This is a genomic window from Clostridium sp. 10cd* (genome assembly GCF_044336395.1).
GTDB classification, from domain to species: domain Bacteria; phylum Bacillota_I; class Bacilli_A; order Erysipelotrichales; family Erysipelotrichaceae; genus Clostridium_AQ; species Clostridium_AQ innocuum.
This window is the reverse complement of record NZ_CP172347.1, coordinates 1,322,879-1,349,597: the sequence shown is the minus strand read 5'-3', so window position 1 is coordinate 1,349,597 and position 26,719 is coordinate 1,322,879. Positions and strand designations below refer to the sequence as shown.

Annotated in this window: 21 protein-coding genes, 6 tRNA genes and 1 pseudogene; 1 reads left to right on the top strand and 27 read right to left on the bottom strand. The window is 46.4% G+C overall.

Translation table 11 applies throughout. From position 1 onward, the window contains the following. Positions 1-25: 25 nt before the first annotated feature. The 27 genes and pseudogenes from ACG3M1_RS06605 to ACG3M1_RS06475 form a co-directional block, all read right to left on the bottom strand. Complete coding sequence (locus ACG3M1_RS06605) at positions 26-724, bottom strand: ParB/RepB/Spo0J family partition protein (RefSeq protein ID WP_002611891.1); 699 nt, start codon at positions 722-724, stop codon at positions 26-28. Next, positions 717-1,559, bottom strand: coding sequence for a ParA family protein (locus ACG3M1_RS06600; protein ID WP_118654811.1), 843 nt, complete (start codon positions 1,557-1,559; stop codon positions 717-719). Before ACG3M1_RS06600 ends, ACG3M1_RS06605 begins: the two co-directional genes overlap by 8 nt. Before the next feature lie 65 nt (positions 1,560-1,624). Then, positions 1,625-1,885, bottom strand: a complete 261-nt coding sequence (locus ACG3M1_RS06595; protein WP_009271210.1) for a cold-shock protein — start codon at positions 1,883-1,885, stop codon at positions 1,625-1,627. 574 nt (positions 1,886-2,459) lie between these two features. Next, positions 2,460-2,533: transfer RNA gene (locus ACG3M1_RS06590), tRNA-Gly, on the bottom strand. A 10-nt stretch (positions 2,534-2,543) separates the two neighbouring features. Continuing rightward, a tRNA-Lys gene (locus ACG3M1_RS06585) sits at positions 2,544-2,619 on the bottom strand. Between the two features lie 20 nt (positions 2,620-2,639). After that, a tRNA-Gln gene (locus ACG3M1_RS06580) sits at positions 2,640-2,715 on the bottom strand. An 8-nt stretch (positions 2,716-2,723) separates the two neighbouring features. Beyond that, positions 2,724-2,807: transfer RNA gene (locus tag ACG3M1_RS06575), tRNA-Tyr, on the bottom strand. Between the two features lie 17 nt (positions 2,808-2,824). Further along, positions 2,825-2,900, bottom strand: a tRNA-Thr gene (locus ACG3M1_RS06570). A gap of 9 nt (positions 2,901-2,909) precedes the next feature. Then, a tRNA-Val gene (locus ACG3M1_RS06565) sits at positions 2,910-2,985 on the bottom strand. A 222-nt stretch (positions 2,986-3,207) separates the two neighbouring features. Next, positions 3,208-3,492: a cyclic-di-AMP receptor gene (locus ACG3M1_RS06560; RefSeq protein ID WP_002608215.1), complete on the bottom strand. Its 285-nt coding sequence runs from the start codon at positions 3,490-3,492 to the stop codon at positions 3,208-3,210. 119 nt (positions 3,493-3,611) lie between these two features. Beyond that, positions 3,612-4,046 carry a winged helix-turn-helix transcriptional regulator gene (locus ACG3M1_RS06555; RefSeq protein ID WP_021419739.1) on the bottom strand — a complete coding sequence of 145 codons (435 nt, stop codon included), beginning with the start codon at positions 4,044-4,046 and terminating at the stop codon, positions 3,612-3,614. A 43-nt stretch (positions 4,047-4,089) separates the two neighbouring features. After that, positions 4,090-5,316 carry a cytochrome c biogenesis protein/redoxin gene (locus ACG3M1_RS06550; RefSeq protein WP_021419740.1) on the bottom strand — a complete coding sequence of 409 codons (1,227 nt, stop codon included), beginning with the start codon at positions 5,314-5,316 and terminating at the stop codon, positions 4,090-4,092. Between the two features lie 9 nt (positions 5,317-5,325). After that, a complete protein-coding gene (trxA, locus tag ACG3M1_RS06545) occupies positions 5,326-5,643 on the bottom strand; it encodes a thioredoxin (protein ID WP_002608212.1) in 318 nt (105 codons plus the stop codon). A 134-nt stretch (positions 5,644-5,777) separates the two neighbouring features. After that, positions 5,778-7,124, bottom strand: a pseudogene (locus tag ACG3M1_RS06540) (FAD-dependent oxidoreductase). A gap of 516 nt (positions 7,125-7,640) precedes the next feature. Beyond that, positions 7,641-8,225 carry a uracil-DNA glycosylase family protein gene (locus ACG3M1_RS06535; RefSeq protein ID WP_008819188.1) on the bottom strand — a complete coding sequence of 195 codons (585 nt, stop codon included), beginning with the start codon at positions 8,223-8,225 and terminating at the stop codon, positions 7,641-7,643. Positions 8,226-8,233: 8 nt separating this feature from the next. Further along, entirely contained in the window at positions 8,234-9,658 is a 1,425-nt protein-coding gene (locus ACG3M1_RS06530; protein ID WP_008819189.1) for a deoxyguanosinetriphosphate triphosphohydrolase, read from the bottom strand. 589 nt (positions 9,659-10,247) lie between these two features. Further along, a complete protein-coding gene (locus ACG3M1_RS06525) occupies positions 10,248-12,851 on the bottom strand; it encodes a translation factor GTPase family protein (RefSeq protein WP_009587903.1) in 2,604 nt (867 codons plus the stop codon). Between the two features lie 514 nt (positions 12,852-13,365). Then, entirely contained in the window at positions 13,366-14,718 is a 1,353-nt protein-coding gene (locus tag ACG3M1_RS06520) for an MATE family efflux transporter (protein WP_008819191.1), read from the bottom strand. Between the two features lie 139 nt (positions 14,719-14,857). After that, positions 14,858-15,565, bottom strand: coding sequence for a hypothetical protein (locus ACG3M1_RS06515; protein WP_008819192.1), 708 nt, complete (start codon positions 15,563-15,565; stop codon positions 14,858-14,860). Continuing rightward, the gene (locus tag ACG3M1_RS06510) at positions 15,558-16,265 is read right to left on the bottom strand and encodes a flavodoxin family protein (protein WP_009269508.1); all 708 of its coding nucleotides are present in this window, start codon (positions 16,263-16,265) and stop codon (positions 15,558-15,560) included. The genes ACG3M1_RS06515 and ACG3M1_RS06510 overlap by 8 nt, the downstream gene beginning before the upstream one ends. 1 nt (position 16,266) lies before the next feature. Next, on the bottom strand, positions 16,267-16,719 hold the full coding sequence (locus ACG3M1_RS06505; RefSeq protein WP_254879662.1) for a TetR/AcrR family transcriptional regulator: 453 nt from the start codon (positions 16,717-16,719) through the stop codon (positions 16,267-16,269). 474 nt (positions 16,720-17,193) lie between these two features. Further along, positions 17,194-18,612, bottom strand: a complete 1,419-nt coding sequence (locus ACG3M1_RS06500; protein ID WP_008819195.1) for an amidophosphoribosyltransferase — start codon at positions 18,610-18,612, stop codon at positions 17,194-17,196. Positions 18,613-19,249: 637 nt separating this feature from the next. Continuing rightward, on the bottom strand, positions 19,250-21,043 hold the full coding sequence (locus ACG3M1_RS06495; RefSeq protein ID WP_257320299.1) for an ABC transporter ATP-binding protein: 1,794 nt from the start codon (positions 21,041-21,043) through the stop codon (positions 19,250-19,252). Further along, entirely contained in the window at positions 21,015-22,826 is a 1,812-nt protein-coding gene (locus ACG3M1_RS06490; RefSeq protein WP_395815055.1) for an ABC transporter ATP-binding protein, read from the bottom strand. The genes ACG3M1_RS06495 and ACG3M1_RS06490 overlap by 29 nt, the downstream gene beginning before the upstream one ends. A gap of 188 nt (positions 22,827-23,014) precedes the next feature. Further along, the gene (locus ACG3M1_RS06485) at positions 23,015-23,986 is read right to left on the bottom strand and encodes a GHKL domain-containing protein (protein WP_161129209.1); all 972 of its coding nucleotides are present in this window, start codon (positions 23,984-23,986) and stop codon (positions 23,015-23,017) included. Then, positions 23,974-24,663 (bottom strand): LytR/AlgR family response regulator transcription factor, encoded by a 690-nt coding sequence (locus ACG3M1_RS06480; protein WP_008819199.1) that lies wholly within the window; start codon positions 24,661-24,663, stop codon positions 23,974-23,976. Before ACG3M1_RS06480 ends, ACG3M1_RS06485 begins: the two co-directional genes overlap by 13 nt. Before the next feature lie 216 nt (positions 24,664-24,879). Beyond that, complete coding sequence (locus ACG3M1_RS06475) at positions 24,880-25,437, bottom strand: TetR/AcrR family transcriptional regulator (protein ID WP_257320303.1); 558 nt, start codon at positions 25,435-25,437, stop codon at positions 24,880-24,882. A gap of 578 nt (positions 25,438-26,015) precedes the next feature. Here ACG3M1_RS06475 and ACG3M1_RS06470 point away from each other — a divergent pair. Continuing rightward, a complete protein-coding gene (locus ACG3M1_RS06470) occupies positions 26,016-26,717 on the top strand; it encodes an ABC transporter ATP-binding protein (protein WP_217792933.1) in 702 nt (233 codons plus the stop codon). The last annotated feature ends 2 nt before the right edge of the window (positions 26,718-26,719 follow it).

The following is a 26,719-nucleotide window of genomic DNA, read 5'->3' as shown; positions in this document are numbered from 1 at the left end:
TATAAGTATAAGATATCTGTTTTCGTTATAAGGTTTCGATCCCCAGCAGCTCGAGGACGCGCGCAAGATCGAGATCATCCTTTATCTTGATACTGATCTGCTTGTCCGTGATCTTCACTGGAAGTCTGAGCACATCATGCATCGAATTCTGTATATCTTCGTATTTTAAAGATCGCGATTCTTTTTTCTCCTTATTTGGATGCTCCTCCAATAGATTGAGATAGTCCTGAACGGAACGTGCACTGAATCCGGTATCCATTGCGATCCACTCTCTTTTGAGTGTTCCGGTAGGTATGAGCCCTTCCTCTTTCGTTTGTTGGTAGTCCAGCAGCGATTCTTTTACGATCTGCAATTTCAGCTCTTTTGGTAAGGTTTCCCGGTTTGCATTCCCTCTGCGGACGAATCTGCGGATCTCACGCATTGTAAGCTCCTGCATTTTGACGATGGCCGGAATCTCTTCCCAACGTTCATCGCCTTTTTCATAATTTAGCAGCATCGCGCGATACCGTCGTTCTCCGCTCAGTATCATATAGCGCCCATCTGCTTTGCGGTATAGGGTGATAGGGTGGAGCAGTCCGCATTCGCTTATGTTCTGTGCGAGCTGTTCGATCTCCTGCATCGGATACATATTATACTCACAGGGGTCGATGTCGTAGATAAAGATCCGCTTATAACGCATATCCTTCGAGGTATCATTCAGCATTTCTCCGATGACATCAGTCATGTAACATCACCTCCAGTTCATCAAGAAAGTTTCGGTAGTCATCTGCGATGGAGGACGATGGGAGATCCAGTACGGTCTTTCTTTCTCTGACTGCTTTTTCTACCGGCTTGCTTTGATCACGGATCATCGTCTGGAACACCTTACCTCCGAAGGCAGAGCGTATCTCTGCGATATTCTCACGATATTCGATATTATCTTTCCGTTTGACAATCAAGATCCTGTAATCGATATCCAAGTCTTCATACAGATCTTTCAAAGCGTTGATCTCATTGAGCGTCAATGCCAATCCTTGCATGGAGTCATCTGCAGGGCTGACCGGAATGATGACCAAAGGCTCCGTATATAGGACATTGACCGATACGAGGGATTTGACAGGGGAGCAGTCGAAGATCATATAGTCATATTCGTTCTTGATGAAATTCGTAGCTCTCTTCAGCTTATTCTCTCTGGTGCCATCACTGAGACGGAGCTTCGTATCAGCCAGATAGAGCGTTAGATCACTGGGGATGATATCCAGATTTTCATAAGGTGTTCGGTGGATACAAGAGCTCACTGCTTTCGGACTTTCGAAGATCGTAGAGATCGTTGCGCCATGATCCTGATTCATATAACGACGGATGAAAGCTGCTTCTTTATCTCCATCGGGACTGCTTTCATAATATGCAGGGTCTCGTTTTAATTTTTTGTCGATGAAAGACTTTGAACAGTTGGCTTGACCGTCAGCATCAGCAAGTAATATACGGATGCCTTTTTTGGCCAATCCGACAGCCAGATGTTTTGCGGTGGTCGTTTTTCCATCTCCACCTTTGATGTTATAGATTGCGATCGTTTTCATAATAGTTTTTCCTCCATGCGGTTTCTTCCGCTATACACGATAGATCTTCAAAAATAAGCAATGGATCACAGTGATGAATGATCTGCGATATAAGTAAAATCCTTCATATATTTTACTCGACGGGCCGATCTTCCTCTCTCTGTTTCCAATTCTTCATAGGTGACTCTTTGACCTCTGTAAAGTCTCTTGAATCCCGGTTCTTTTATATCTGTGTAATGAACCATACTGGAAACACCATCATCAGATAATAGGAAACCATAACCTTTCTCATCACTGAACCAAATACAGGTACCATGGACGCAACGATCTTCCTCATTAGATTGCATGAACACACCTCCTTCCATTATCATATCCACAAAGTCAAAAAGACTTATTGGCACAAGAAAACTGCCGAAAACAAAAAGTCTCAGCAGTTCTATGTAACAACGAGTCAAAGACCCGTTTATAAAACTATAAAATCAAAACACCGATATCTTTCGTATCCCTCGGTAGGGGCAGCACTAAACAGCTATCGCAGCATTCATTGGATTCACACCAGCTCCTCCACGGAGCATTTTATTTATAAGTATCATTATACGAAGGTCATGGCGAATCGGCTTTCGAGACCGCTTTTTCTGCCTGATATGAATCGCTCTTGTATTATTGGTTTCTTTTTGCATTCAATAATACCGTCTTGGCGTATCATCAGATGTCGCTCACTTCTTGTTTTAGCGCTCGCTATTTTATTTTCAAAGATCATGGATCATGGACCATGGTGGAGGAAAAAGAAAAAGGGATGTATAAGGAGAAATATTCCTTACACATCCCGTGTACATATCGTACGAACTCGCTTCCGATTTTTCGTAAGATTTAACAAAAATGCCCAGAGCCATAGGCTCTGAGCATAAATCTTGCTCATAATGGAGCGGGTGATGAGAATCGAACTCACGTAGTCAGCTTGGAAGGCTGAAGTTCTACCATTGAACTACACCCGCAACAGATAAATGGTGACCCGTGGGCGATTCGAACGCCCGACCCTCTGATTAAAAGTCAGATGCTCTACCAACTGAGCTAACGGGTCATTTATATGTTGAATTTAATTGGCTGGGGCAACTGGGATCGAACCAGTGGAATGCCAGAGTCAAAGTCTGGTGCCTTACCGCTTGGCTATGCCCCAATAAAAGATGGTGGGGAGGGGCAGATTCGAACTGCCGAACCAAAAGGAACTGAGTTACAGTCAGCCGCGTTTAGCCACTTCGCTACCTCCCCGACTCTTTTTTAAAAGATGGTGCCGACTATAGGAATTGAACCCACAACCTACTGATTACAAGTCAGTTGCTCTACCAATTGAGCTAAGTCGGCACATTTTTATGGTGGAGGCTGAGGGACTCGAACCCCCGACCCTCTGCTTGTAAGGCAGACGCTCTCCCAGCTGAGCTAAGCCTCCACGTTTTTTGAACTTCTTTTTTCGCGCCGTTCTCATCAGCGCTCATATATAATACCATTAGACTTTTTTTATGTCAACAACTTTTTTGAATTTTTTTGAATTTTTTTATCCAACGAAATCGAACCCCTTTAACCCCTTTAAAACAAGGCCTTTTAATCAAATACTCCAAAAGAAAAGGATGCTCTGTCATCCATTTTAAAGCCCGAAATAAACCGACCATCCCTATGCATTTACCTTCACATAATCATTTACATCCGTGACAAATATAGAAACCTCCTCATGAAACGGAAATCCGTGTTCTGTGCCCTTCCAGTCAGCTTCCGGATCGAGAATTGATAAAATTCTGTCACAATCCTGCTCATTCACCCCCAGCAGCAAAACGGTCTGTCCATATTGCAGAAAATCACCTGTGCTTCCAACCTCTGTCGCCATAAATGCATGCTCTTTGAGCTTTTCCGAAATATCGGCAGCATACTCATCTCCTGCAATAATAAACATCAATTTCATGAAAGACTCACCTCAGCTACTATCATATCATATTTTTCATATACTTTATCGTTAATCTTTTCAAATTCCAGGAATGCATACAAAAAAGATACAGCCAGCCCGCGCCAGCTGTACCCGCTTCACCCCTCAACCGGTTTCGCAATCAGGTCCTCTTTTCGTATGACCTTTCCGCACTCCCTACATACATACTGTATATCAACAGCCCCCCCGCAATACTTATGCTTCAGACACTTATAGCTCTTATGCAGATGCCTGTCCCCCCAGATCATCATCGCATTATAAATATCATCCAGATCCCTGCTCTTATCCGTAAGCTCATACTGATAGCGCGGCGGATGCTCCTGATACAGGCTGCAGCTGAGAAGCTCATCCTCGCACAAGGACTTTAATCGGCTGGACAGCAGATTTGTCGGTATGCCCTCCAGCCCCTCCTGCAAATCCTTATATGTGCGTCTCCCCTCACGTACTGCATGCAAAATGAGCAGTGTCCATCTGTCACCGATCAGATTGAGTGTCTGTGCGATATTGCAATGCATATCATACTGTTTTTTCATACCATCACCTTTTATAACCCTTTCCATATATACCATCAATTCCTTATTTTTTTCCTGACAATGTCTGCTGTATCATATTCTCCATCATATCCGGCGTCAGCTGTCCCTTGATATAGCCAAACGGCTTCCCGTTCTTATCAATCATAAACGTCGTCGGCATACTTGTTATCTGAAAATAATAATACATGGAGCCATCATCAAACAAAACCGGCATGGAATATGCATGCTCATCAAGGAATGCCCGAATTCCTTCTGCAGATTTCTCCTGACCGCCGGGATTCACCACCGTTAAAACAGCTACCTCATCACTATTCCTGTACTTCTCATACAGCTCCTGAATATGCGGAAGCTCACGTTGACACGGCGGGCACCAGGTTGCCCAGAAATTCAGAAAAATAACCTTTCCCCGATAATCGCCAAGGGATACCTGTTTTCCGTTTTGATCCGTCAGAACAAAATCCAGCTGCTCCGCCGAGGTCTGTGTATCCGGAGTATCCGCAGCCTCCTCTTCCTGCTCTGGTGTGGCCGTATCCGTATCCTTTTTGGCAGTTGCCTTATCCGAGGTGCTCATGTACGAGCTGATGGTATTCATTTTACCGGTAAACATCATCAAACCGATTGCAATTAAGATAACAGCCCCCAGCTTGACAGCAATCTTCATGATATTCTTATGATTGGAAATCCAGTGCAGTACCTTTCCGGTAAACAATCCCAATATCAGGAAGGGAATTGTAAACCCCAGTGCATATACAATCATCAGGAAGGTGGACACCCAAAGACTGCCGGAGGATGACGCCAGCAGCAAAATGGAAGACAGCGCAGGGCCGATACACGGTGTCCAGGCAAAGCTGAATGTAAAGCCCATCAGAAAGGCAATAACTGCATTCACACTTCCTTTTTTCTGAAACGGCAGCTTCCATGTGCGCTCCAGACTTTTGAATTTCCAGATTCCCAGCTGATGCAGGCCAAGAAGCACAATCAGGATACCCCCGATTCGTACGAAATACACCATGTGATCCTTGAAAAAGCTGCTCAGCACATGTACGGAAATATTCATCAGCAGTATCGCGGTAAAAATTCCGATGACAAAGCTGACCGTCAGCAGGAAAATTCTGCGCTGCGAATGCGGCTGCTCTTGATCCTGCCCTGCCAGATACCCCATATAGACAGGCAGCAGCGGCAATACACAGGGTGATAAAAAGGATAATAAGCCCTCCAGAAAGACCAGCAGAAAGCTGATATGGCTTAATACGTCGTTGGGATTCAGCATTCTATTCTCCTATCTGTTTAACATTTCTTTCAATTTCGGATACGGCTGATAGCCCAGGCGCTTTTCAGTCTGTACGCCGTTTTTGAATACGATCAGCGTTGGAATGGACTGTACCCCGTAGCGCATAGCCAGTGCCTGCTCCTGATCGACATCCACCTTTAAAATTTTCGCCTTTCCTTCTAACTCATCTGCCAGCTTTTCGATTTCCGGTGCCAGCATCTTACATGGCCCGCACCAGGTAGCGAAGAAGTCCACCAGTACCAGTTCCTCCTTTTGAATCAGTTCGTTAAATTCCGCTTCCTTTGCATGTATTACATTTGACATCATGTTTTCCTCCTTTATTTTATGTTGTTTACAAGATAGACAGGGCTGCATCATGAGAATTCCTAACCATAGAAGAAAGCTACAGCTTCCTGACACGCCTCCTGCCTCATTTCTTTCGAATGCTTTAAACCGCTTTATCAGCTGAATAAATCATTCAGGGCCTCGCTCATCGTCGGATGTGTAAAGATGTGATTTCCGACCTCCTGGTACGTCAGCCTCTGATTCATAGCCAGCTGTACAAAATTGATAACCTCCTCAGATTCTGCGCAAAACAGTACACAGCCTAGAATCTGATCTGTTTTTGTATCAATAACCGCCTTTAAAAGACCATCGGGCTGTGAAATGACATTCGCCCGTGGAATTGCGGCGGCTGGCATGGAAACCGTTTTTACGGCATAGCCCTGTTCCCGTGCCTCCTGTTCGCTCAGTCCCACTCGGGAAAAGGTTGGTGAAATAAATACGGAATAAGCGATTTGACCGCGATTTTTTGTAGTTCGCTACTTGTTTCCGAAGAGATGATCCTTCACAATGCGATAGTCATCCAGAGAAATGTAGGTAAACTGCAATCCACCCTTTACATCACCCATCGCATATATATGAGGCACACTGGTTTGCAGATACTCATTCACGATGACATTGCCGCGCTGATCCAGCTTTACTCCGGTGTTCTCCAGATGGAGCTGCTTTGTATTGGCACTTCTTCCGGCCGCCAGCAGGACTGCATCCACTGTAAGCTTCTGCTGTATGCCATGCGCATCATCATACGTAATCACAACCTGTTCCCCGTCATTGGCAAACTCCTTTACACTGCTTTCAAATACGAAGCCTACCCCCTGCTTCTCCAGCACCTTCTGAATCTCATCCGCAACATCCTGATCCTCACGCTTTACCAGACGGCTTCCATGCTCAAATACAGTGACTGTGCTTCCATAGCGTGCATACATGCTGGAAAACTCTAGACCGATGTAGCCGCCGCCGATAATGGCCAGCTTCGCAGGAAGACTGCGTTCCTTCATCATTTCCGCACTTGTGTAAATATGCCGTGCCTCGTGTATCCCCTTTATATTGGGAATGTTTGAAACAGAACCGGTATTGAGGAAGATATAGTCTCCATAGAGGGTTTCATCCACACCTGCCCCCTGTACATGTACCTCGTGGTCACTGACAAAGGAAGCCTTTGCCGTGATGACATCGACCGGCTCCAGAGAATCCAGCTTGTCAAAATTTTTCTTTCGCAGCTTCTCGATGAGTGCTTCCTTGCGCTCTACCGCCTGCCCATAGGACTGCTTATCTGCCTGTATGATCAGGGATTTTGAGGGAATGCAGCCTTCGTTGATGCAGGTACCTCCATACATCTGATTTGATTTTTCAATCATTGCCACCCGTTTTCCCTGTTTTGCCATATATCCGGCAAGGGTCTTTCCACCCTTTCCAAAGCCGATGATAATTGCGTCGTAAGATTTCATAAATACCTCCTGCAGCATGTGTTTCCCTGCTTTACATCCATACTATACCATAGTAACTTTATTTTTTAAAGTGATTTGCATAAAGAAAGTAATTTTTTTCCTGTTTATGGAAAATAACACAGAAATCTGCTTACCCCTGCCGGATGTGCAAACAAACAGGCACAGCAGGTTCCTTACTTAATGCACCATAGCAATCATCTATACCGTCTGATAGATACAGCTCTTTTATTTTCTGCAATGGCTGCTTTCAGCGCCTGCATGCCTTCCCACATCACCGGAAGCTGCTGAACCTTATTGGTGGTTTACTTTTTCACAAATAAAAAGGGAGCACCCGCATGCTGCTTTGTGCAACAAGCAAACGGCACTCCTTATTCTAAGCCCTACTGCTGTATAACATACCTGTGCAGGACTGCTCATGATAATACAGAGAGCCTTACATCCATGCAGTATGCCCATTGTATGGCATCCTGCTTCCTGCAATTCTTAATTGTCTTTCCGATAGAATATGGTGATATCCAACAGGAAATCCTGCCTTCAAAGCTGCAAAGCCCTATGTATCAGCCTTCGGATATGCAACAGGCGATCCGCTTCGAACTGCGGATGCTCCTTCATCCAGCGTACATTGAGTGGAGATGGATGCGGCAGCACCAGAGCCGGCTTTCCACGCAGCTGCTGATCGTGAAATACGAGCTCCTCAAAGCTTCGTTCGGGAAACAGCTCCTTTGCGGCCATTGCCCCGATGATGATATACAGCTGATTATCCACCGCGTCAAGCTCACGCATAAGCCAGGTTCTGGCACAGATTCTGGGAGGCTTTTTATCTCCCTGTTTCCCCTTTCCCGGATAGCAGTGTCCCATGGAAGCGATATAGAAGTTATGCTCATCATAAAACTGTGCATCATCGATTTGATACCATTCCCTGCGCAGCTTTTTCCCACTGGCGTCATGGAAGGGCAGACCACTGTTATGTACATGAATAGAGGGCGCCTGTGAAATCTGCATGATGTTTGCGTCCTGCGCCCCCTGAAAAATCGCACGCGGCTCATGGTCAAATTTTCCTTCACAGAGCCGGCAGGCGCATAGCTCCCTTTTCAGCTGTTCAAAGATTTCCTGCTTCATAGCATCACCTAGATTCCTTTCAGCTCCTGATACAGACGGATTGCATAGCTGTCTGTCATGCCGGCCACAAAATCCGCTCCCAGCAGTAAACGCAGATACAGCCGTTCGCCATCCTCCTTATCCTGTGCAGTATACTGGTAGGTATTCAGGTAGTTTCCGGAAAGCAGATCAATGTATTTTTCCTGTATTTCACTCATGTTCAAGCCGCTGTCATAGGGCAGCAGTGCATCCATGAAGCGATCCAGCAGAAAGGTGATGATTTCATTCCCCATCAGCTCGAGCTTTAGTATTGCGGCATCATTATAAACTCTGTCAAAGGCGAATTGCTTCAGACTTCGGATCAGCTGTCCCTCCTTGCTTACCGCAAGCAGCTCCTGATCAAATTCCCCGTTCATAATCGCATCATAATGCTTCAAAAATGCATCAGACACACCGGAAATACTGAACAGCTGTTTCTTTGTCAGCCATGTGAAAACTGCGTGCTGATAAGGATCGAAGCCCTTCTCACTCGTTTTCTTCAGCTGGCGTCCTTCCTCCAGCCCCTGCCGCAGCAGCTCCGCTCCCCGCTCATCCTGCGCTTCCACGATTACATCCAGCAGCTGTTCATAGGAATACAGACCTTTTTTATAGCCATCCTCCAAATCCGCAAAGGTATAAGCCAGATCATCTGCCGCCTCCAGTATAAAGCACAGCGGATTCCGGCAGCCCGTTGTACCGGTATTCTGTTTGATTTCCAGAAACTGATCCGTTTCACTCTGATAGTAACCGACCTTTTTTCTGAGCAGACTGCGCTTTGATTTTTCCTTTGTATCCTCTGCCAGCTTTTCCAGAGAGTTCACCGGGTACTTGATAATCGTATCCATAACACTGCTGGTCAGATGCATACCGCTTCGTCCTGTGAGACGGTGCAGCTTTGTGATTATACGCAGCGCCTGGGCATTGCCCTCATAATACAGAAGGTCTGCCTGCTGCTGCTCATCCAGCCATGCCTGTAAAGGCCGTTGCTTGAATTGTAACAGGGATAGATTTTTCTCAAACCAGTTGCGAATTGCACTTTCTCCAAAATGACCGAAGGGCGGATTGCCAATATCATGCAGAAGGCCTGCACAGTTGAGAATTTCAATAACCTTCAAGGAATCCGGCTGATCCCCGGCAGGTGCCAGCTGCTGATCAAGCACCTGTATGCATACCTGCTTGCCAATCAGCTTTGCGATAGAGGATACCTCCAGAGAATGCGTCAGTCTTGTGCGCACAAAATCACTGTTGTCAAGCGGGAATACCTGTGTCTTATCCTGCAGTCTGCGAAAGGATGCACTGCGGATGATCCGATGATAGTCACTTTCAAATTCACTGCGGTATTTCTCTGCATTTGCGGATGTTTTCTGCGGAATCCGTGTTTCGCTTGTTATGCTATTCCATGATAGTCGGTGCATGGTCTTACCTCCTTTTAGGCCGGCACACCCAAACACAGGTACTCTGAATAACGCCTGTATCAGGATAAGCTGCCGCCATATGCTCTTGCCCTTTTTTCTATTTTATCACACTCTGCATCCTTTTACCCCTGTCATACAAAGAAAAAACACAGGACTGCTGTGTATACCGTTTTTCAAAAGCTTTCTATTCCGGCACACAGAAATGAAGCCGCTGTAGAATCATAGCGGGTATTTGCTTTTCAGAAACCAAGCGCATACCATGGTTTTGTGGTCCTGCACGAATGAGAAATTTAAGCAGTCTGCATGCCGGCACAGATAGGGTCTGCTTTGATTCCATGGCATTTTCATTTATATACTCTGCAGCATGAAGGTCTCTTTTTCGTTTTGTTCAGCCCTGTTTCCTTCTACAGCGGATAGGCTTGTGTGTGCATGATGGATATGAAAAAACACCGGTAGAAAGGCGATACATTGCAGTATCATCTCTTACAGCGGTGTATTTTCTAAATCAAAAGGCGCTTATGCCTGCACAATCTTCTGCAGAGGGAACCTTTGACGCTTCCATCATACCATGTTTTCCGGTGCTTTTGTTTTATGATTTCATTTCCTCATCAGCATCCTCAATCCGGTATTCCCGCAGTTTTTTCAGCGGCTCTGCACCGCCGCGTAGCTGCTTCCGCTCAAATTCCTTTACCGAGGTGTTCTTCATGCGCAATACCTCGGCATACAGCTGGCGGGATGACATACGGGATGCCCCCTGTCCGCTGGCAATCAGCTGTTCCATACCGTCAGAGGTTGCCACAGTTACACGGAATTCACTCGCAAGCTGATGCGTTGCCTGTTCAATATACATATCGGCTGTCTGCGCCTGTTTTGTATACACAACATGAATCGTTCCCTCTTTATGAGAGGAGCCGATACCTGCTTTTACCTTATAGGCATCAAAGACAAGAATCAATTCACAGCCGCGATACCCCTGATAGCTGCACATGATGTCGATCAATCGATGCCGTGCCGCATCCAGATGCTCTTTTGCCATGGCTTTCAGCTCTTCCCAGTCGTGAATCACATTATATCCGTCCACCAGCAGGCATTCCGGGAGCGGCTGATAGCAAATGTTCTGTTTTTCCAAATCTATAATATTCGAGGCGGGTTTCGCTTTCTGCGGTGGTCTTCGCTTGATCGGACCGTATGTACGGATAAAGATTTCCTCCAGCTCCTTTTCATCCACAGGCTTTGCCGTATAGCTCTGATAGCTTTCCCTTTTCAGCTGCATACGGCCCCAGTCACTCTGCATATGCATATGCTGCTTCACTTCATTCCAAGGCACATAATAGCCCGCTCCATGAGAACAGAAGATGGAACCACACGGATGATCCATGTCTGCATCACAGTCATATGCCACTTCCTTCAGCACATCCTCCTCATCTGCGCACGCCTCATAGCCCTTCAGTGTACAGAACAGGCGTCCCTTCCCCTTGGTATAGGCATATACCTCCTGTGGATAGCTCTGCAGCTTCCGTACCGGTGCACTGCCGCTGATGACACTCATCTCCCCACTGTCCTCCTGCAGGGTAAAGGTACCGTGAAAACGTTCGATGTCAAATACCGCACGGCTGACGCAGGAAGGGGGAATGCGAAGGGTAAATTCATAGTAAGGCTCCAGCAGTATGCTTTCTGCACTGCGCAGTCCATGCCGCAATGCCCGATAGGTTGCCTGCCGGAAATCTCCGCCCTCGGTATGCTTTTGATGGGCACGGCCGCAAAGCAGGGTGATTTTCATATCGGTAATGGGAGACCCGCTCAAAACGCCGACATGCTCCGTTTCCTGCAAATGACTCAGAATAAGACGCTGCCAGTGACGGTCCAGCACCTCATCCTTACAGTCACTTTCAAAGAGCAGACCGCTTCCTCTCGGCAGGGGCTCCAAAAGAAGATGCACCTCTGCATAATGACGCAGCGGCTCATAATGGCCAATCCCCTCAACTGTGTTCAATATCGTTTCCTTATATACAACACTGCCCTCATCAAAGTCCACTGCGGTATGATAACGCTCCTGTATGGTATGCTTTAATACCTCGGTCTGAATATCCCCCATCAGCCGTACATGCAGCTCTTTTAAATGAGTATCATAGCTTACATGCAGCTGTGGATCCTCCTCCGCCAGCTGGCGCAGCTGCTTCAGCATGACAAAGGGATCACAGCCCGTTGGAAGCTGCACACGATAATTCATAAACGAGGTAAGCTGAACCTCCTGCCGACTCCTTTCAAAGCCAAGACCATCCCCTGCATGAAAACCGGTCAATCCCTTTACTGCACATACACAGCCGCTGCATGCCTCCTCGCAAAGCTGATAACGGGTTCCGGAGTACAGACGAATCTGATCGACCTTTTCATCCTCCGCAAGCTTCGTTTTTACCTTGAGACTGCCGCCGGTGATTTTCATATGCGTCAGACGGTTTCCATTCTCATCCCGACTGATTTTAAATATCCGGGCACCAAATGCTTCCGGATATGCCGGAGCCTTTGTACAGGAGTTTAACATATCAAGAAATTCCTGAATTCCTTCCATTTTCAGTGCAGAGCCGAAGCAGCAGGGAAAGATGGTTCGCTGCGCAACCGCATCCGCCAGCTGCTCATCGGTAATTCCTCCTGTTTCCATATAGCTTTCCAGCAATTCATCACTGCACATGGCCAACTGCTCCTGACATGCTTCATCCTGCAGGGTAACATCCACACAATGCTCATCCAGATGCCGTTTCAAATCCTCCATGATCTGTGTGCGCTCTGTATGGCTGACATCCATCTTATTCACAAATACGAGAGCAGGAACATGATAATGCTGCAACAGCTTCCAAATCGTTTCCGTATGGGACTGTATGCCATCCAGTGCATTGATGATCACCACTGCATAGTCCAGCACCTGAAGCACCCGCTCCATTTCTGCGGAGAAATCCACATGTCCCGGTGTATCCAGCAGGGTAATGCGTGTATCCTTCCAGTCAAAGATTGCCTGCTTGGCATAAATCGTGATACCGCGATCCTTTTCCTGTGCATCATAATCCAGAAAGGCATTTCCATGGTCCACCCGTCCCAGCTGACGAATACTCCCGGACACATACAGCAGACTTTCCGACAGCGTTGTTTTGCCGGCATCCACATGTGCCAGCATTCCGATATTTATATTGTTCATCATTTCACTTCTTTCATAGTATCCAGCGTAAAGCATCACGTATTGTTGTTCTTTCTGAGCTGCTCTTTTCATTATAAGAGTTCTGAGGAAAAAAGAAAAGAATTTTGTCAGCTTCCTGATCGATGGGGCGTTATCCGTTTATAGCTGCTCCCTGTCTATAGCGAACAGGCAATTTCAGTTCACCGTACGTTCTCGGCAGAAATCGCATGAAGCAAAAGCCGCTGTATTCTTTGCCCTACAGCTGTATGCTTCCTTAATGTTATAAAAATCGCATATAAAAAGAACAGCGTGCCCGCATGTAGGTTACCTGTTCCTTTCGGTTCATTCAATATGTATGTTCATCTCCGTAAAGTCTTTTCAGCTCAGTATGTCATCATGCCCGGATTTGAAGCGTTTTTTGAAGCCGCTTGGAAATAAAAGGCAAATATTTGGACTCCTATCCTGCAACTAGCGAAAATGTCATAGCCACTATGACGCGCATACAGGCCTTCCGGTTGGAAACATGTGTGTGTGTGTCTCAGGCCGCCTCGAACGCATGCATCCAGTTCACCTTACGATAATATAGGAAGAAGGCGATGGAGCTTAAGGACCATGTCAGCGGATATACCCAGTATACAACGGCGATATCATTCAAAAAGTGAATCATAACCGTTAAAAAGGTCACCCGCACCACACACCAGAACAGCAGCATGACAATCATTGGTACCATGGATTTTCCGGCTCCGCGCAGTATGGCGGATATGCAGTGTGAATAAGCCAGCAGGAAGAAGAACATTGCCGAGGTTCTGGCTCTCTCGGTTCCAAACATTACCACCTGCGGATCATTGTTAAAGGCAGCTGTCAATAGCGGTGCCCCCAGAAAAATGACAATTCCGATCACCTCTGCAATCGCCATGGAGCACAGCATACCGAATTTTGCGCCCTTTTTCGTACGTTCGTATTGACGTGCCCCCAGGTTCTGACCGACAAAGGTTGTCAGTGCCATGGTGAAGCTGGTAATTGGCAAAAACGCAAACCCCTCGATTTTTGAATAGGCTCCGCATCCGGCCATTGCCATTTCCCCAAAGCCGTTGATATTGGATTGCACGACCACGTTCGCGATGGCGATGATGGAATTCTGAAGACCGCTTGGCAGACCATAGCGGATAATCAGTGCGAGCATATCCTTGTGAAAGCGAATTTTGCGCAAGGAAAGCCGATAGCTGTCCTTTGTCCGCAGCAGCCGGTTCATACACAGAAATGCACTGACGAATTGCGAAAGAATCGTCGCAAAGGCCGCAGAGCCAACCCCCATGTGAAAGACAACGATCAATACGATGTCCAGCACGATATTGATAATTGATGAAATGATCAGATAATTCAGCGGATGTCTGCTGTCACCTACCGCCTGCAGGATGCCCACAAAGATGTTGTACATGACAAGCCCCAGAGAGCCCATAAAATAAATGCGGAAATAGGTTACCGACTGCGGCAGAACATTCGCCGGTGTATCCATCCAGATCAGAATCTGAGGTGCCAGAAGAACGCCGAGCACCGTTAGAACCAAACTGGAAACAAGACCGAAGGCGACTGTTGTATGAATCGCCCGCTGCATATTGTCGATATCTCTGGCTCCAAAATAACGGGCAATCACAACCCCTGCACCGATTGCGATACCGTTGAAAAAGCCGACCATCAGAAAGATGAGATTTCCCGACGAGCTGACGGCAGCCAGTGCATTGCTGCCAAGAAAATTTCCTACAATCAATGAATCCGCTGTATTGTACAGCTGTTGAAACAGATTTCCCAAAAACAGAGGAAGGGCGAAGAATATGATTTTCTTCCATATCGTTCCCTCTGTCATTAAATTTTTTGATTCCTCTACCTCCATAAATTTTCTACTCTCCCTTTTTAAATGCTAGTATTTATGATACTCACACGATGCTGCTTCGTCAAGAGCAGATTTTGATAATCCAAAAATACCCGGCTGTTTTATGACCTTTTGATCCTTTACAGCAGCGTTATCCCATTCATTTGTTTCTATATTCTTCTTTCAGTGTCTTATGGAACAGTTTTTTCTTGTGTTTTCGGCAGCCGTCAAGGTCACAGTTTTCACAGGTAAGACGTGCATTGCTGCATTTGTAAAAGCGCTCCGGATGCAGTGCATGTCGAATTTCCCAGACTATCAGGGACAGCACACCGAGCAGAACCAGTGTGAGGGTGAATACATTGGGAAAGAAGATCAGAAAGCTGTATTGGAAGAAGGAGTCCCAGTTGTAGATTCTGCATTCCATACAGCAGTCCGGACGAATGAAGATGGAATGAAACGGGCACCAGCCGAATATGGCGAAGAATACGGAAAAATTGGAGAGAGTAAACAGGAGGAATATCCAGATCCGATCGAGAAGTCCGTTGCAGTACAGATACCCGGGGATGGCGAGAAAGGTCAGCCAGAACAGCATTGCGCCGGCAGCACGCCGGTCATAGCTGCGTTTTTCCGTGAGAAGTACCTGCGCTGATTCCTCCCCGGCCTCATAATTTTTCTCAAACTGCCGACCTTTATACAGGGTGGTATTGCAGAAAGACAGCATATCCTTTATCGGAAACACGCTAAAGTAAAGAAACGCGGCAGCATAAACAGGGAAAGGAAGCGAAAAGGGCAGATTTCTATCAAACAGCATACAATAGCAGGCAAATGCAAGTAGTGCACCGGAAGTAAATACACGTATTCTATTCATCATCCGTCCATGGACGACTGCGTCCAAGCCAGTCCCGTTCCTTCCAGTATTGATAGTCCAGCTCGCCTGCCCCCATCCCGTGCTTTTGCATCTGCCGCATCGCATGAAACAGCAGCTTCTGTTTCCAGCTGATACGCTTATGGTGCTGCTTTCGTTTGATACGGCTGGCGAGCTTTGCAAGATCTGTCGTCAGTCTTCGTTTGATGTTTTCGGGTACTGCCTCCCATGTAGTTGCCATGGATCGAAAGCCATAGCTGCTTATATGGGATATTCCCCATCCTGTCAAACTTGTGCGAATATCCTTTGCGGCTTTTTTCATCCCGCTGCCTGCACCGGAGGCTAAGATTACCGCCTGCTTATGATACATGGAAGGCAGGGGACGATGTACAACGAAATTTAGAAAGCAGTGATCCAGAAATGCTTTCATGGAACCGCTTGTCCGCAAGCAGTAGGTAGGGGTTGTAAATATAAGTAAGTCTGCTTCTTTCATTGCCTTCATAATAGGAGCCATATAGGCTGTGTGCGGGCAGAAGTCCTCTCCCAGCTCCATGCAGCGATAACAGCCGCAGCAGAAATGCGGCATATCCTTAGGTAAATAAAATTCATGCAGGGCTTCCACCGGCAGCTGCTCCAGCAGCAGGTGTGCCGCATGCCACGATGACTGCCTGTGATTCTGACCATGTAGTAGCGTAACCTTCATATCAGTCACCCTTTGTAGAATTCAGCTTCAGAAATTGTCGAATGTGCTGCTGAAGCAGTTCGATTGCCGTTCGTTCATACTGTGGGTTGGAATCGCATAGCTGAAGCAGCAGAAAGATTGGTGAATAAAACTGCAGTGCCGTAATCTGCGGATCAAGCGGCTTCAGAATACCTGCTTTCATCAAGTGCTGAAAGATCACTGTCTGATATGCAATTGCATCATCGAAATACTGCTTCTGGAATAGCTTGGCTAGTCGTTGATTGTGATAGCGCTCCATATTCAGCATTTTGCGAAAGCTGCTCTCATACGCATCGTGAAGAAAATAAGAAAACATATGCACCCCCATATCAATAAGCTGGTCATCGGTAATCCGGGTGTACAGCTTTCCGTCTTCCTCTGCATCACTGCCATTGATCTGCATACCGGCAGCGTGCTGTGCATAGCGCTTTTCCATTTCCTTTATGATGGCAAGAAAAATGTCCTCCTTGCTTGCATAATGCTTGTATAAGGACGGAGCCTGTATGCCGACCGCCTTTGCGATCTGTGCGAACTGATTGCATCATATCCATATTGTGCAAACAAATGCAGTGCCTCCGTACGGATACGCTCCTTTGTGGATAACTGTTTCATAGCTATTCTCCCTTCAACTAACATTCATTAGCCTTTCTACTGTCAGTATAGGCTAATAATCGTTAGCTATCAAGCACATACGCTGTATTCTTTTTGTTTGTGAAAACAACTGGCTCTTTTATCTTACTGCAGTAAATTACACAGAAAGCAGTATTGCTCCTACAAAAAAAGGAGATACGTATGCCTGACTTGCATCAACTGCATAGGTATCTCCATTTCTTTATTATTTCGAAAACAGGTAAGATGTTCTCACTATCCGCTCTATTCTCCTTCAGAAAGCAGACAAAGCCTCTTTTCCCTACTCCTCGTCGTCTTCCTTGCCATCCCAGCAATATGTACACAGCTTGCATTTATCCAGTCCGATGGATGCAATCATATCGTCCAGACGGTGATAGCGAAGGGATGTGAAGTTGGAGCGCTGACGGATTTCCTCACACATCTTCTGATAGCGTTCGCTGTCAGGATCTGCGTATTCCGCCAGTACCTCACTCGATACATCATCACCCTCCAATTTGCGGATGACTCTGCGTGTAATCAGATCCATTTCCGATTTTGAGCGTGAAAAATTAAGATATTTACATCCAAAGATAATCGGCGGACAGGCTGGACGGACATGTACTTCCTTCGCACCGCTTTCATATAAGAATTCCGTAGTTTCCCCAAGCTGCGTTCCCCGCACAATGGAATCATCTATTAACAGCAGGCGCTTATCCCGAATCAGCTCCTGTACCGGTATCAGCTTCATTTTCGCAATCATATTCCGCTGCATCTGTCCTGTTGGCATAAAGGATCTCGGCCACGTCGGTGTATATTTGATAAACGGTCTTGCGAACGGCACACTGGAGACATTGGAATACCCTACTGCATGTGCAATTCCGGAATCCGGAACACCTGCGACACTGTCCACCTCTACATCATCACGACCGGCAAGCAGCTCACCACAGCGGTTTCGCATACATTCCACATTGACTCCCTCATAGGTGGACGTCGGATAACCGTAATAAACCCACAGAAAGGAACAGATTTTCATTTTTTCCCTTGGTTTCTGCAGTACCTCAATACGCTCCGGAGTGATGAAGACAATTTCTCCGGCTCCCAGATCACGGTAGTGATGGTAGCCCAGATTCAAAAATGCACTGCTCTCGAAGGTTGCGCAGAAGCCCGTCTCCTTTTCTCCAAGAACGATTGGTGTTCTTCCAAGTAAATCCCTTGCCGCATAAATACCATACTGTGTCATCAGCAATATGCTCATACTGCCCTTGACCAGACTTTGTACATACTGCAGGCCTTCTACGATGGTTGCCTTGTGATTGATTAACGAAGCAATCAGCTCTGTTGGATTCACCTCTCCGGTACTCATCTCCAGAAAGTGTGTAACACCGCGTTCAAAGCATAGACTCTGCAGCTCTTCCAGATTATTGATACGGCCAACCGTTGTGATGGCAAAGGAGCCCAGATGGGATTTTACCAGAAGCGGCTGTGCCTCATTGTCTGAAATACATCCGATTCCAAGATTTCCATCAAATTCTTCAATATCTTTTTCGAATTTCGTACGAAACGGAGAATTCTCGATGTTATGAATGGCACGGGCAAAGCCCTTTTCTCCATGTATCGCCATTCCTCCACGTCTCGTGCCCAGATGTGAATGGTAGTCTACACCAAAAAACACATCCAGTACACAGTTTTCTTTTGAAGCTACTCCAAAAAAACCGCTCATGTCTTACCTCCAATTAACTCTTTCTTTTCTTTTTTGCGCATAGCACAGATTCATTTTAACGCTTTTTGCCCCGTATGAAAATAAAAAGATAGTTTTTTTTACATTTTTTTCGTAAGCTGTAGTGGCTGTTTGCCGTTGAAATTCTGAGAAAGCCTGCACAAACTATAAGGGATGTCATGGCTGATCATAGACATTGTTACAGTTTCTCCTACTATACGGCAGCTGTATGACTTTCTTTCTGAAATATTGGTGATTCATCACATTCTATACAGGATGCTCCAGCATATGGCGTGTATGCATAAGTGTTCTTAGAACAGTGTATCCCCATCGAATTATGGATGAAAGTACTGTCACAGTCCGATTTCAAGCTGGTTCTTCCATATATCTGATATCAGATACGCTACGGAAATCGTCTTGACTTCGTTAAAAAAGAACCTCACAGGGAAGTTCTTTCTCATTGCTTTGATTTACTATCATGAAGATATACAGGATCATCCTAAGTGCATGCTATCAAATAATTTTCTTCTGCTTTCCTATATCAAGCATTAGGAGGCAGTCATTTTTCAGACTTCTCTTTTCAACACCGGAGTACCATGCCGAGCAATGTTCACGTATAAGGAATTTATCAGGAACAGCATTACTCACTGTAGTACTCCGCCTGCGCATTCCAAAGCTGTGCGTACACACCATTTTCCTTCAGCAGAGTATCGTGTGTTCCCTCTTCCTCCACCTCCCCCTGTTCCATAACAATGATGCGGTCGCAGAATTTACAGGAGCTCATACGGTGGGAGATATACAGGGTGGTTTTTCCTTGTACCAGCATATCGAAATGCTCATAAATTTCCGCCTCCGACAGCGGATCCAGTGCGGCGGTTGGCTCATCCAGTATCACAAAGGGAGCATCCTTATACAGGGCTCTGGCAATGGCCAGCTTCTGTGCCTCCCCGCCAGACACATTCACACCGTTCGCATAATCCGTAAACAGAAGACTATGCTCCTGATCGGTAAACGACTTGATGCGCTCCCATATATCCAGCCGCTGCAGGACAGACGCAATCCTTTTGGCGTTTGGTGCCGATGCTCCTGCGACATTTTCATCCAGCGGATAGGAGAATAACGCAAAATCCTGAAATACGACAGAGAAGATACTTGTATATTCCGCATAATCGTACTTTTGAATATTGATACCGTTCAATAATATTTCACCCTCACTTGGATCATACAGCCGGCAAAGCAGCTTCACAATCGTGGTTTTTCCGGCGCCGTTCATCCCCACAATCGCCAGCTTTTCCTTTAAATGAAACCGTATATTCACGTCATGCAGGACATCGTTTTTCTGTTGCGGATAACGGAAGGAAACATGACGGAATTCAAACTCGTATTCTCCGTCATCCCGCTTTTCAATGGGAAGCGTTCCATCATAATGCATATTGGGAAGGTGCAGAAAATCATAAAATGCATTCAGATAGGAGAGCTGATGGCGAAGCTGTGCATAGTCTACCTGAAATTGTGCAATCGCATCCACTGCCTTCAGGATGATACCAGCCATATACAATACCTGTCCGATGGATATGATGGAGCGCATAGCCAGGGTAGCTACATAAATGTAGGCACTGAAGGAAAGTACCTGCCCCAGCAGATCACTTTGAAACAGCAGCTTTCCGTTATCCTTTCCGAAGCTGCGGAAAGCCGGATCCTGCATAAGTTTTTCATTTTTCACTTCAAACAGCGGATCCATATGATAAAGACGGATTTCCTTAGCCGTTTCCATCCTGTAGAACAGACTCCACAGATAATTAACCAAAGCATTGTTATGATCGTTTTCCTTACAGAGCTTTTCCAGCAGCGCACCGTGCTTCTTTGCGAATGCATTCTTAAATAGCAGAAATACAGCCAGAACTGCCAGCAGAAGAAGAAGGTATATATCCCAGGTGCGAATCTGCAGCATCAAAGTACCTAACGCAAGCAGTGCCAGAAGAATCGTACAGAGTGAGGAACTGCATAATGCGAAATTCTCGATTGCAGAGTCAATCTTACCGGAGCCATTGCTGGAATTCCGTGTTCTTCTAAGCGTATCCATGGTTTCCTGTGTTTCCATAAGCTCATATTCCATGCGCATCGCCTTATACAGCAGCTTCTGATCAATTCGCTGTACCGCTGTGCGGCAGATAACCTGAAGACGGTTATAAAACGCCTTTGCCAGCAGGGAGCAGATCAGTACCCCTGTGCACATGAGAAGCGCCGTTTGAAATGCTGTTGTATATGCTTCAGCAATCAGCTGATTCAGAATTTCCGCAGAGTAATACAGGGTGATAAACGGAGACAGCGCATTTGTAATCCCATAGCCGCCCCAGATCCAGACGATATGCGGATTGCTCAACCGGACAATGCCGGTAAATTTTTTAATTTCCTGCCATGCATTCACATTCATCACCCTCTTCCTCATAATATTGCGATTGTGCCTGAAACATCGCCGCATAAATTCCCTGTTTTCCCAGCAGCTCCTCATGGCTTCCCCGCTCTACGATATGTCCCTGATCAAGCACGAGAATTTCATCACAGAATCTCGTGGAGCTGAGCCGATGCGAAATGAACAGACTGGAGGTTCCCTGTGTCAGCTCGTGATAGCTTTCATATAGCGCTTTTTCTGCAAGTGCATCCAGCGCGGCAGTCGGCTCATCCAGCAGCAGACACCCGAAGTCGCGATACAGCGCTCTGGCCATAAACAGCTTCTGCTTCTGACCTCCGGACAGCTGAATTCCATCCTCTTCGATATCCTTGCCAATATGCGTCAGCTCTTGCTGTGGAAGTGCAAAGATAAACTCCCAGAGTCCACTGCGCTTCAGGCAGTCCTTTACCCGCTGCAGATCGGTATCCGTGATGTCCTGCATGCTTACATTTTCCGCAATGGAATAGCTGAGCATCACAGCATCCTGAAAAATACCTGTGATATGTGTATACAGATCATCCAGATCCAGCTCACATATGTCCGTGCCGTTGATATAAATGCTTCCCGCACTTGGTGTATAAAAGCCCAGAATCAGCTTTACAATCGTACTTTTCCCGGCTCCGTTTGCGCCGACCAGTGCAAGCTTTTGTCCGGCATGCAGGGTAAAGGAAACATCATCCAGTATGTTCCTATCCTGATTCGGATAAGAGAAGGACACGTGATCAAAGGTAATCGTAATCTCTTTCTGATCCAATTTGACACCGCTGCCGTGATGCATCCTGTTTTTCATATGCAATGCCGTACGCATCCGGTTGATGAGTACATTGTTCACCGACATTCTCGCGTAGCTTTCCTCCACCTTTTTGAACCAGAGGGAAAAGCCGGAAATAATACCGAGATAGAATACAAACTCATCGATTGCCATGCCTGCAATCAGACGGTTGATCAAAAATGCATAGCAGGCGACATCACGCACAAAATCCAGCAGCACCCCCAGTGTATCCACCAGCATATAGGCACTGTAATCTCTGGCGCGAATACGGGCAATCAAACGGTTTACATGCTCGAATTTATCGTTGATCCAGTCCTGCAGCTGATACAGGCGGATGTCCTTCCCTGCCGCTGTGTCGTATGCAATCTGATTCAGATAGCGCGTTTCAATCAGGTAGCCGTCCAGCTCTGAGCGGTGTGAATATTCATAATGTCTGGCAAAGGAAAACAATGCATACTGCAAAACCACAAGCAGAAGCAGACCAAGTACATACCATATACTGAGTCCAAAGCTTGCCAGTGCGTACAGTATCAGCCCCAGAAGTGATGTGGCAAAGATGATGAAGTCATGGAACATCCCCTCCTGCCCGCTGTTATTGGATTCGATTGCCTCTACCGCATCCTCCAGTATTTTCTTGTATTCCTCATTTTCCAGCATAGCATAATCCAGATGTGCTCTTCCCAGATATACATTACGGACAAAATACAGTCCACGGCTTTTGATAAACGCAAATGCATTGTATTCGTTTAAATAGCTGACCAGTCCCTGCAGGATCCCATACAGCAGCAACAGCCCTCCCAATACAAATACAAAAGTTGATAATGAGCGCTCCTTCAACAGCAGATTTATAATCACACTGGGAATCAGTACAGAAATAAAGGGGACAATTGCGCCAAGCAGTATATGAAGCTGCATGCTCCAAAAGGTGCTGCGGTCAATTTTCCATAAAATGTTAAGCAGATACAGCATATTTCCCGGTATCGTTTTTTTCATATTCTCACCTCACATCTGCAGTATAAAGCAAAAGCTCTCAAAAATAACAAAACGTGCACGAATTGCAGATTTCCGTACACGAATGGTTGTAGCCCCTCTCCATTACAGGATATGGCGCAGTTTGAAAGAAACCGGATCATGCCAGTGCAGAGGCTGATGCATACAGAAGGAATGCCTCATCAGTGTTCTTACAGCATTTTCCTTCCGAGTATTTCAGATTCCTGCAGCGGCAGCATAATCTCTGTAGTAAATACCCCCGGCTCATTTTTTCGCTGTATAAAGCCATCATATTTTTCAACAATCAGATCCATACGCTTTAACCCGTGTCCGTGATTGCCGCGTTTCCTTGTCACATAATCCGCATCCAGCTTACGCACCACTTCACTGGTGGCGTTGGTACAGGAGATATACAGCTGTCCCTTGTACAGACCGATATACAGCCGTAAAAACGGCTGCTCCTTTACCTTTGCACAGGCCTCCACCGCGTTATCCGTCAGATTTCCCAGCAGAGCACACATATCCGTATCCTGAAACGGTATGCTTTCCGGAACGCTAGCCTTTACATGGATATCGATTCCCTGCGCCAGTGCCAGAGAAAGCTTGGAGTTGAGGATTGCATCCATATTGGCATTTCCGGTTTCCACCAGCTGACGGATATCATCCAGCTCCTGTTCCAGCTCATTCAGATAACCGAGAGATTCCTCCACCTCCGCTTTCCGCAGCTTCGCCTTGAGATTCTGCAGGTGATTATGATAGTCATGCCGCCATGCACGCATGGTGGTATACATATGCTCCACCTCCTGCACCTGCCGGTCAAATACCTTATTCTGATATTCCTGCAGCTGCTGTTCATAGCTGCGGATCATCAGCTTATCATAGAGTACGAGCACAAGCTCCATCAGTGTCCAGACAAAGGGGGCATACGAAAGCGGCCAGGTCAGTAGGATAAAAACGGGTACGATGATATGCAGGATATACTCCCCGCCTGTATCCAGGATAAAAATAAGCAGAAGAAATGCGGCATACAGCCGGCGATCCCCTGTATACAGGAGTACAGAAAAGACGATCAGGGAAGCTGCGCCTTCCAACAGCAGTCTGTTTCTCTGCTTCCGTAGCAGCCACAGGTGAACCAGCAGCGGCAGCAGTATCAGAATCTGCATAACAAATCCCGCTTGCAGCGCTTCATAATTTCCTCCTGCACCCGCTGCTTCATACCTCTGCTTACCGGGATGCATTCCTGATTATCCAGCACACAGCCATCCTTGCGCAGAGCATGGATGTGATTCAGATTCACACAGTAGCTGCGATGGCAGTTCAGAAAGTCGCTGGAAAGTCCGGCACATTCCTTTTGAAAGCTGCCCTTCATGCGGAAGATCCCCTTGCGGTGATGACAGCGCACATAATGTGCATCACTTTCCAAATAATAAATATCCTCCTCATACAGCTTGCGCAGTTCTCCATCTATGGACCATAACAGATACGCTTTCGGTGCTTCCAGCTGATCCAGAAGCTGACAAAGCTTTTCCTCCTGTACCGGCTTCAGCCAATAGCGGACAGCATTTACCTCATAGCCTTCAAATACGAAGGATGGATCATTTGTCAGAAACACAAGATAGGCGTGTGCGTCCTTTTCCCGCACCTTGCGGGCTATCTTTAAACCGTTCATACCCTTCATTTGTATATCCAGAAACACAAGATCATAGGGCTGCTCCTCCCATGCGAATAGAAACTGCTCTCCTCCGGGAAACAGCGCAATGCTGTGGCTGCCCAGCTTCTGCAGGAGTGCATGCAGCTCCAAGGCTAAATCCTGCTCATCCTCTACAATAGCTATCCTCATATCGTCACCCTCTCATCTCATTTCATAATTCATGCGCACACCTCATAAGACAGTTCCATGATTTCCTGCAGCCTGTATGCATATATGCAATTCACAGCTGGCTCGATCATCCTATATACATGTGGATAATCCGCAGACAATTTCACGGTTCTGTATGCGCAGCATCCGTATGCATATGCTTCCTGCATACATTCCTGATTGCCTGCAATACTGTGTTCAGACTTTCCAGCTGAATGGCAGTATATTTGATAACACAAAGCTGATAAACTGATCAATGGGAAGCGGCTCCTCCTCTTTGACCCAGCTTGAAATTGCGGCAAGCAGACCGCAGAGGTAAAATTCCTCCAGAAGGCTTTCCTCCTGCTCGGTACAGGGATGCTGAATTACATACGGACGCAGTACCGGCCATATCATTTCCCGCAGCTTCCTGCTGAACTGGTTGCTGGAAGGGTCCCGCAGCAATACACTTACATAGGCGGAATATTTCCTGGCCAGCTCCATAACCATGCTCATGTGATTTTTTAACCCGGACAGCTCGCTTTCTCTTGCTGTTTCAAGAATCTGCTCAGATGCCTGCAGCAGCTCGGCCTCTATAGATGCAAAGATATCATAGACATCCTTATAGTATAAATAGAAGGTTCCCCGGTTATAGCCTGCCAGATCTGTGATTTCCTTTATGGTGATTTTATCGATCGGCTTACTGGTATAAAGCGTCCAGAAGGCTGAACGCAGCTTGTCCTTTGTCTGTTCTGTAATCTGCGGCTGTTTTTTCATGGTGGTAGTTCCTTTCTTTCTGAGAATTCATTCATAGCTGTGAAACGTGGCGGTGTTTTGGATTTTGCATTGCGAGATTTCTATTATGCAGCACTGTTAGGAAAACCCTTGACGTTTATAGGGTGGTACACACGTATTTCCTAAGCAAAGCTGCTTCGTTCTATGCCGCTATCGGGTTGCTTCTTGTATGGTAAGACGGCTATGCTGGCATAGAATCGGATGGAATAACGGGAATACATACTTCTGAAAGAATCATTTGCTGTGTAATTTATAACACTGCAAAACATGTATGTGGCACTTATGTATGATTTTGCTGGTAATCGTACAGATCAGGAACGCGTATCACGGGAATAGGGCTTGCGAATGAACACCATAATCAAAAGCGTAACAGCGGTATCGCATATTCTCATTTCTAATCATGCAAGGCTGCCTGCACAGCGTTTCTTTTACACTTCACCTTGCTTTATGATACCATGCCGGTCACTGTATTTCAATCACTCAACAGCATGTCGCATATTGTTTATTGATACGCTTTACATTCCATTTTATAATAGTTCATAGGAATTATGGAGGACTTTATGAGTGCATATATCACATTTGACAACATCGCAAAGCATTATCACAGTGCAGATGTCGTAACCAGAGCCCTGGACGGTGCCAGCTTTACCATAGAGCAGGGCGAGCTTGCGGTCATCCTGGGACCATCGGGTGCCGGCAAGACGACGGCATTGAATATTCTGGGCGGTATGGATACCGCTACTAGCGGAAAATTGCTTGTGGATGGCAGAGATATCACCGCCTGCAATCGCAGACAGCTGGTGGAATACCGGCGCTATGATATCGGGTATGTACTTCAGTTTTATAATCTGGTACCGAATCTGACTGCCCTTGAGAATATCGAGCTGGCTAACCAAATGAAGAAGGACAGCATGGATGCAGGAGAAATTCTGAAGCTCGTCGGATTGTCCCATCGAAGCAGTAATTTCCCCAGGCAGCTTTCCGGGGGAGAACAGCAGCGGGTTGCCATTGCCAGAGCCATTGCCAAAAAACCAAAGCTGCTGCTTTGTGATGAGCCGACCGGTGCGCTGGATGATCAAAGCGGGCGGATGGTTTTGGAGCTGTTACAGAAGCTGAGCCGCCAGGAAGGGATGACCGTACTCATCATTACGCACAATGCGGCCATTGCCCAGATGGCGGATCGCATTATTCGCTTTAAAAATGGTACAGTCAGCGAAATGGTACGCAATACACCGCTGCCGATTTCCGAAATTGCGTGGTGAGA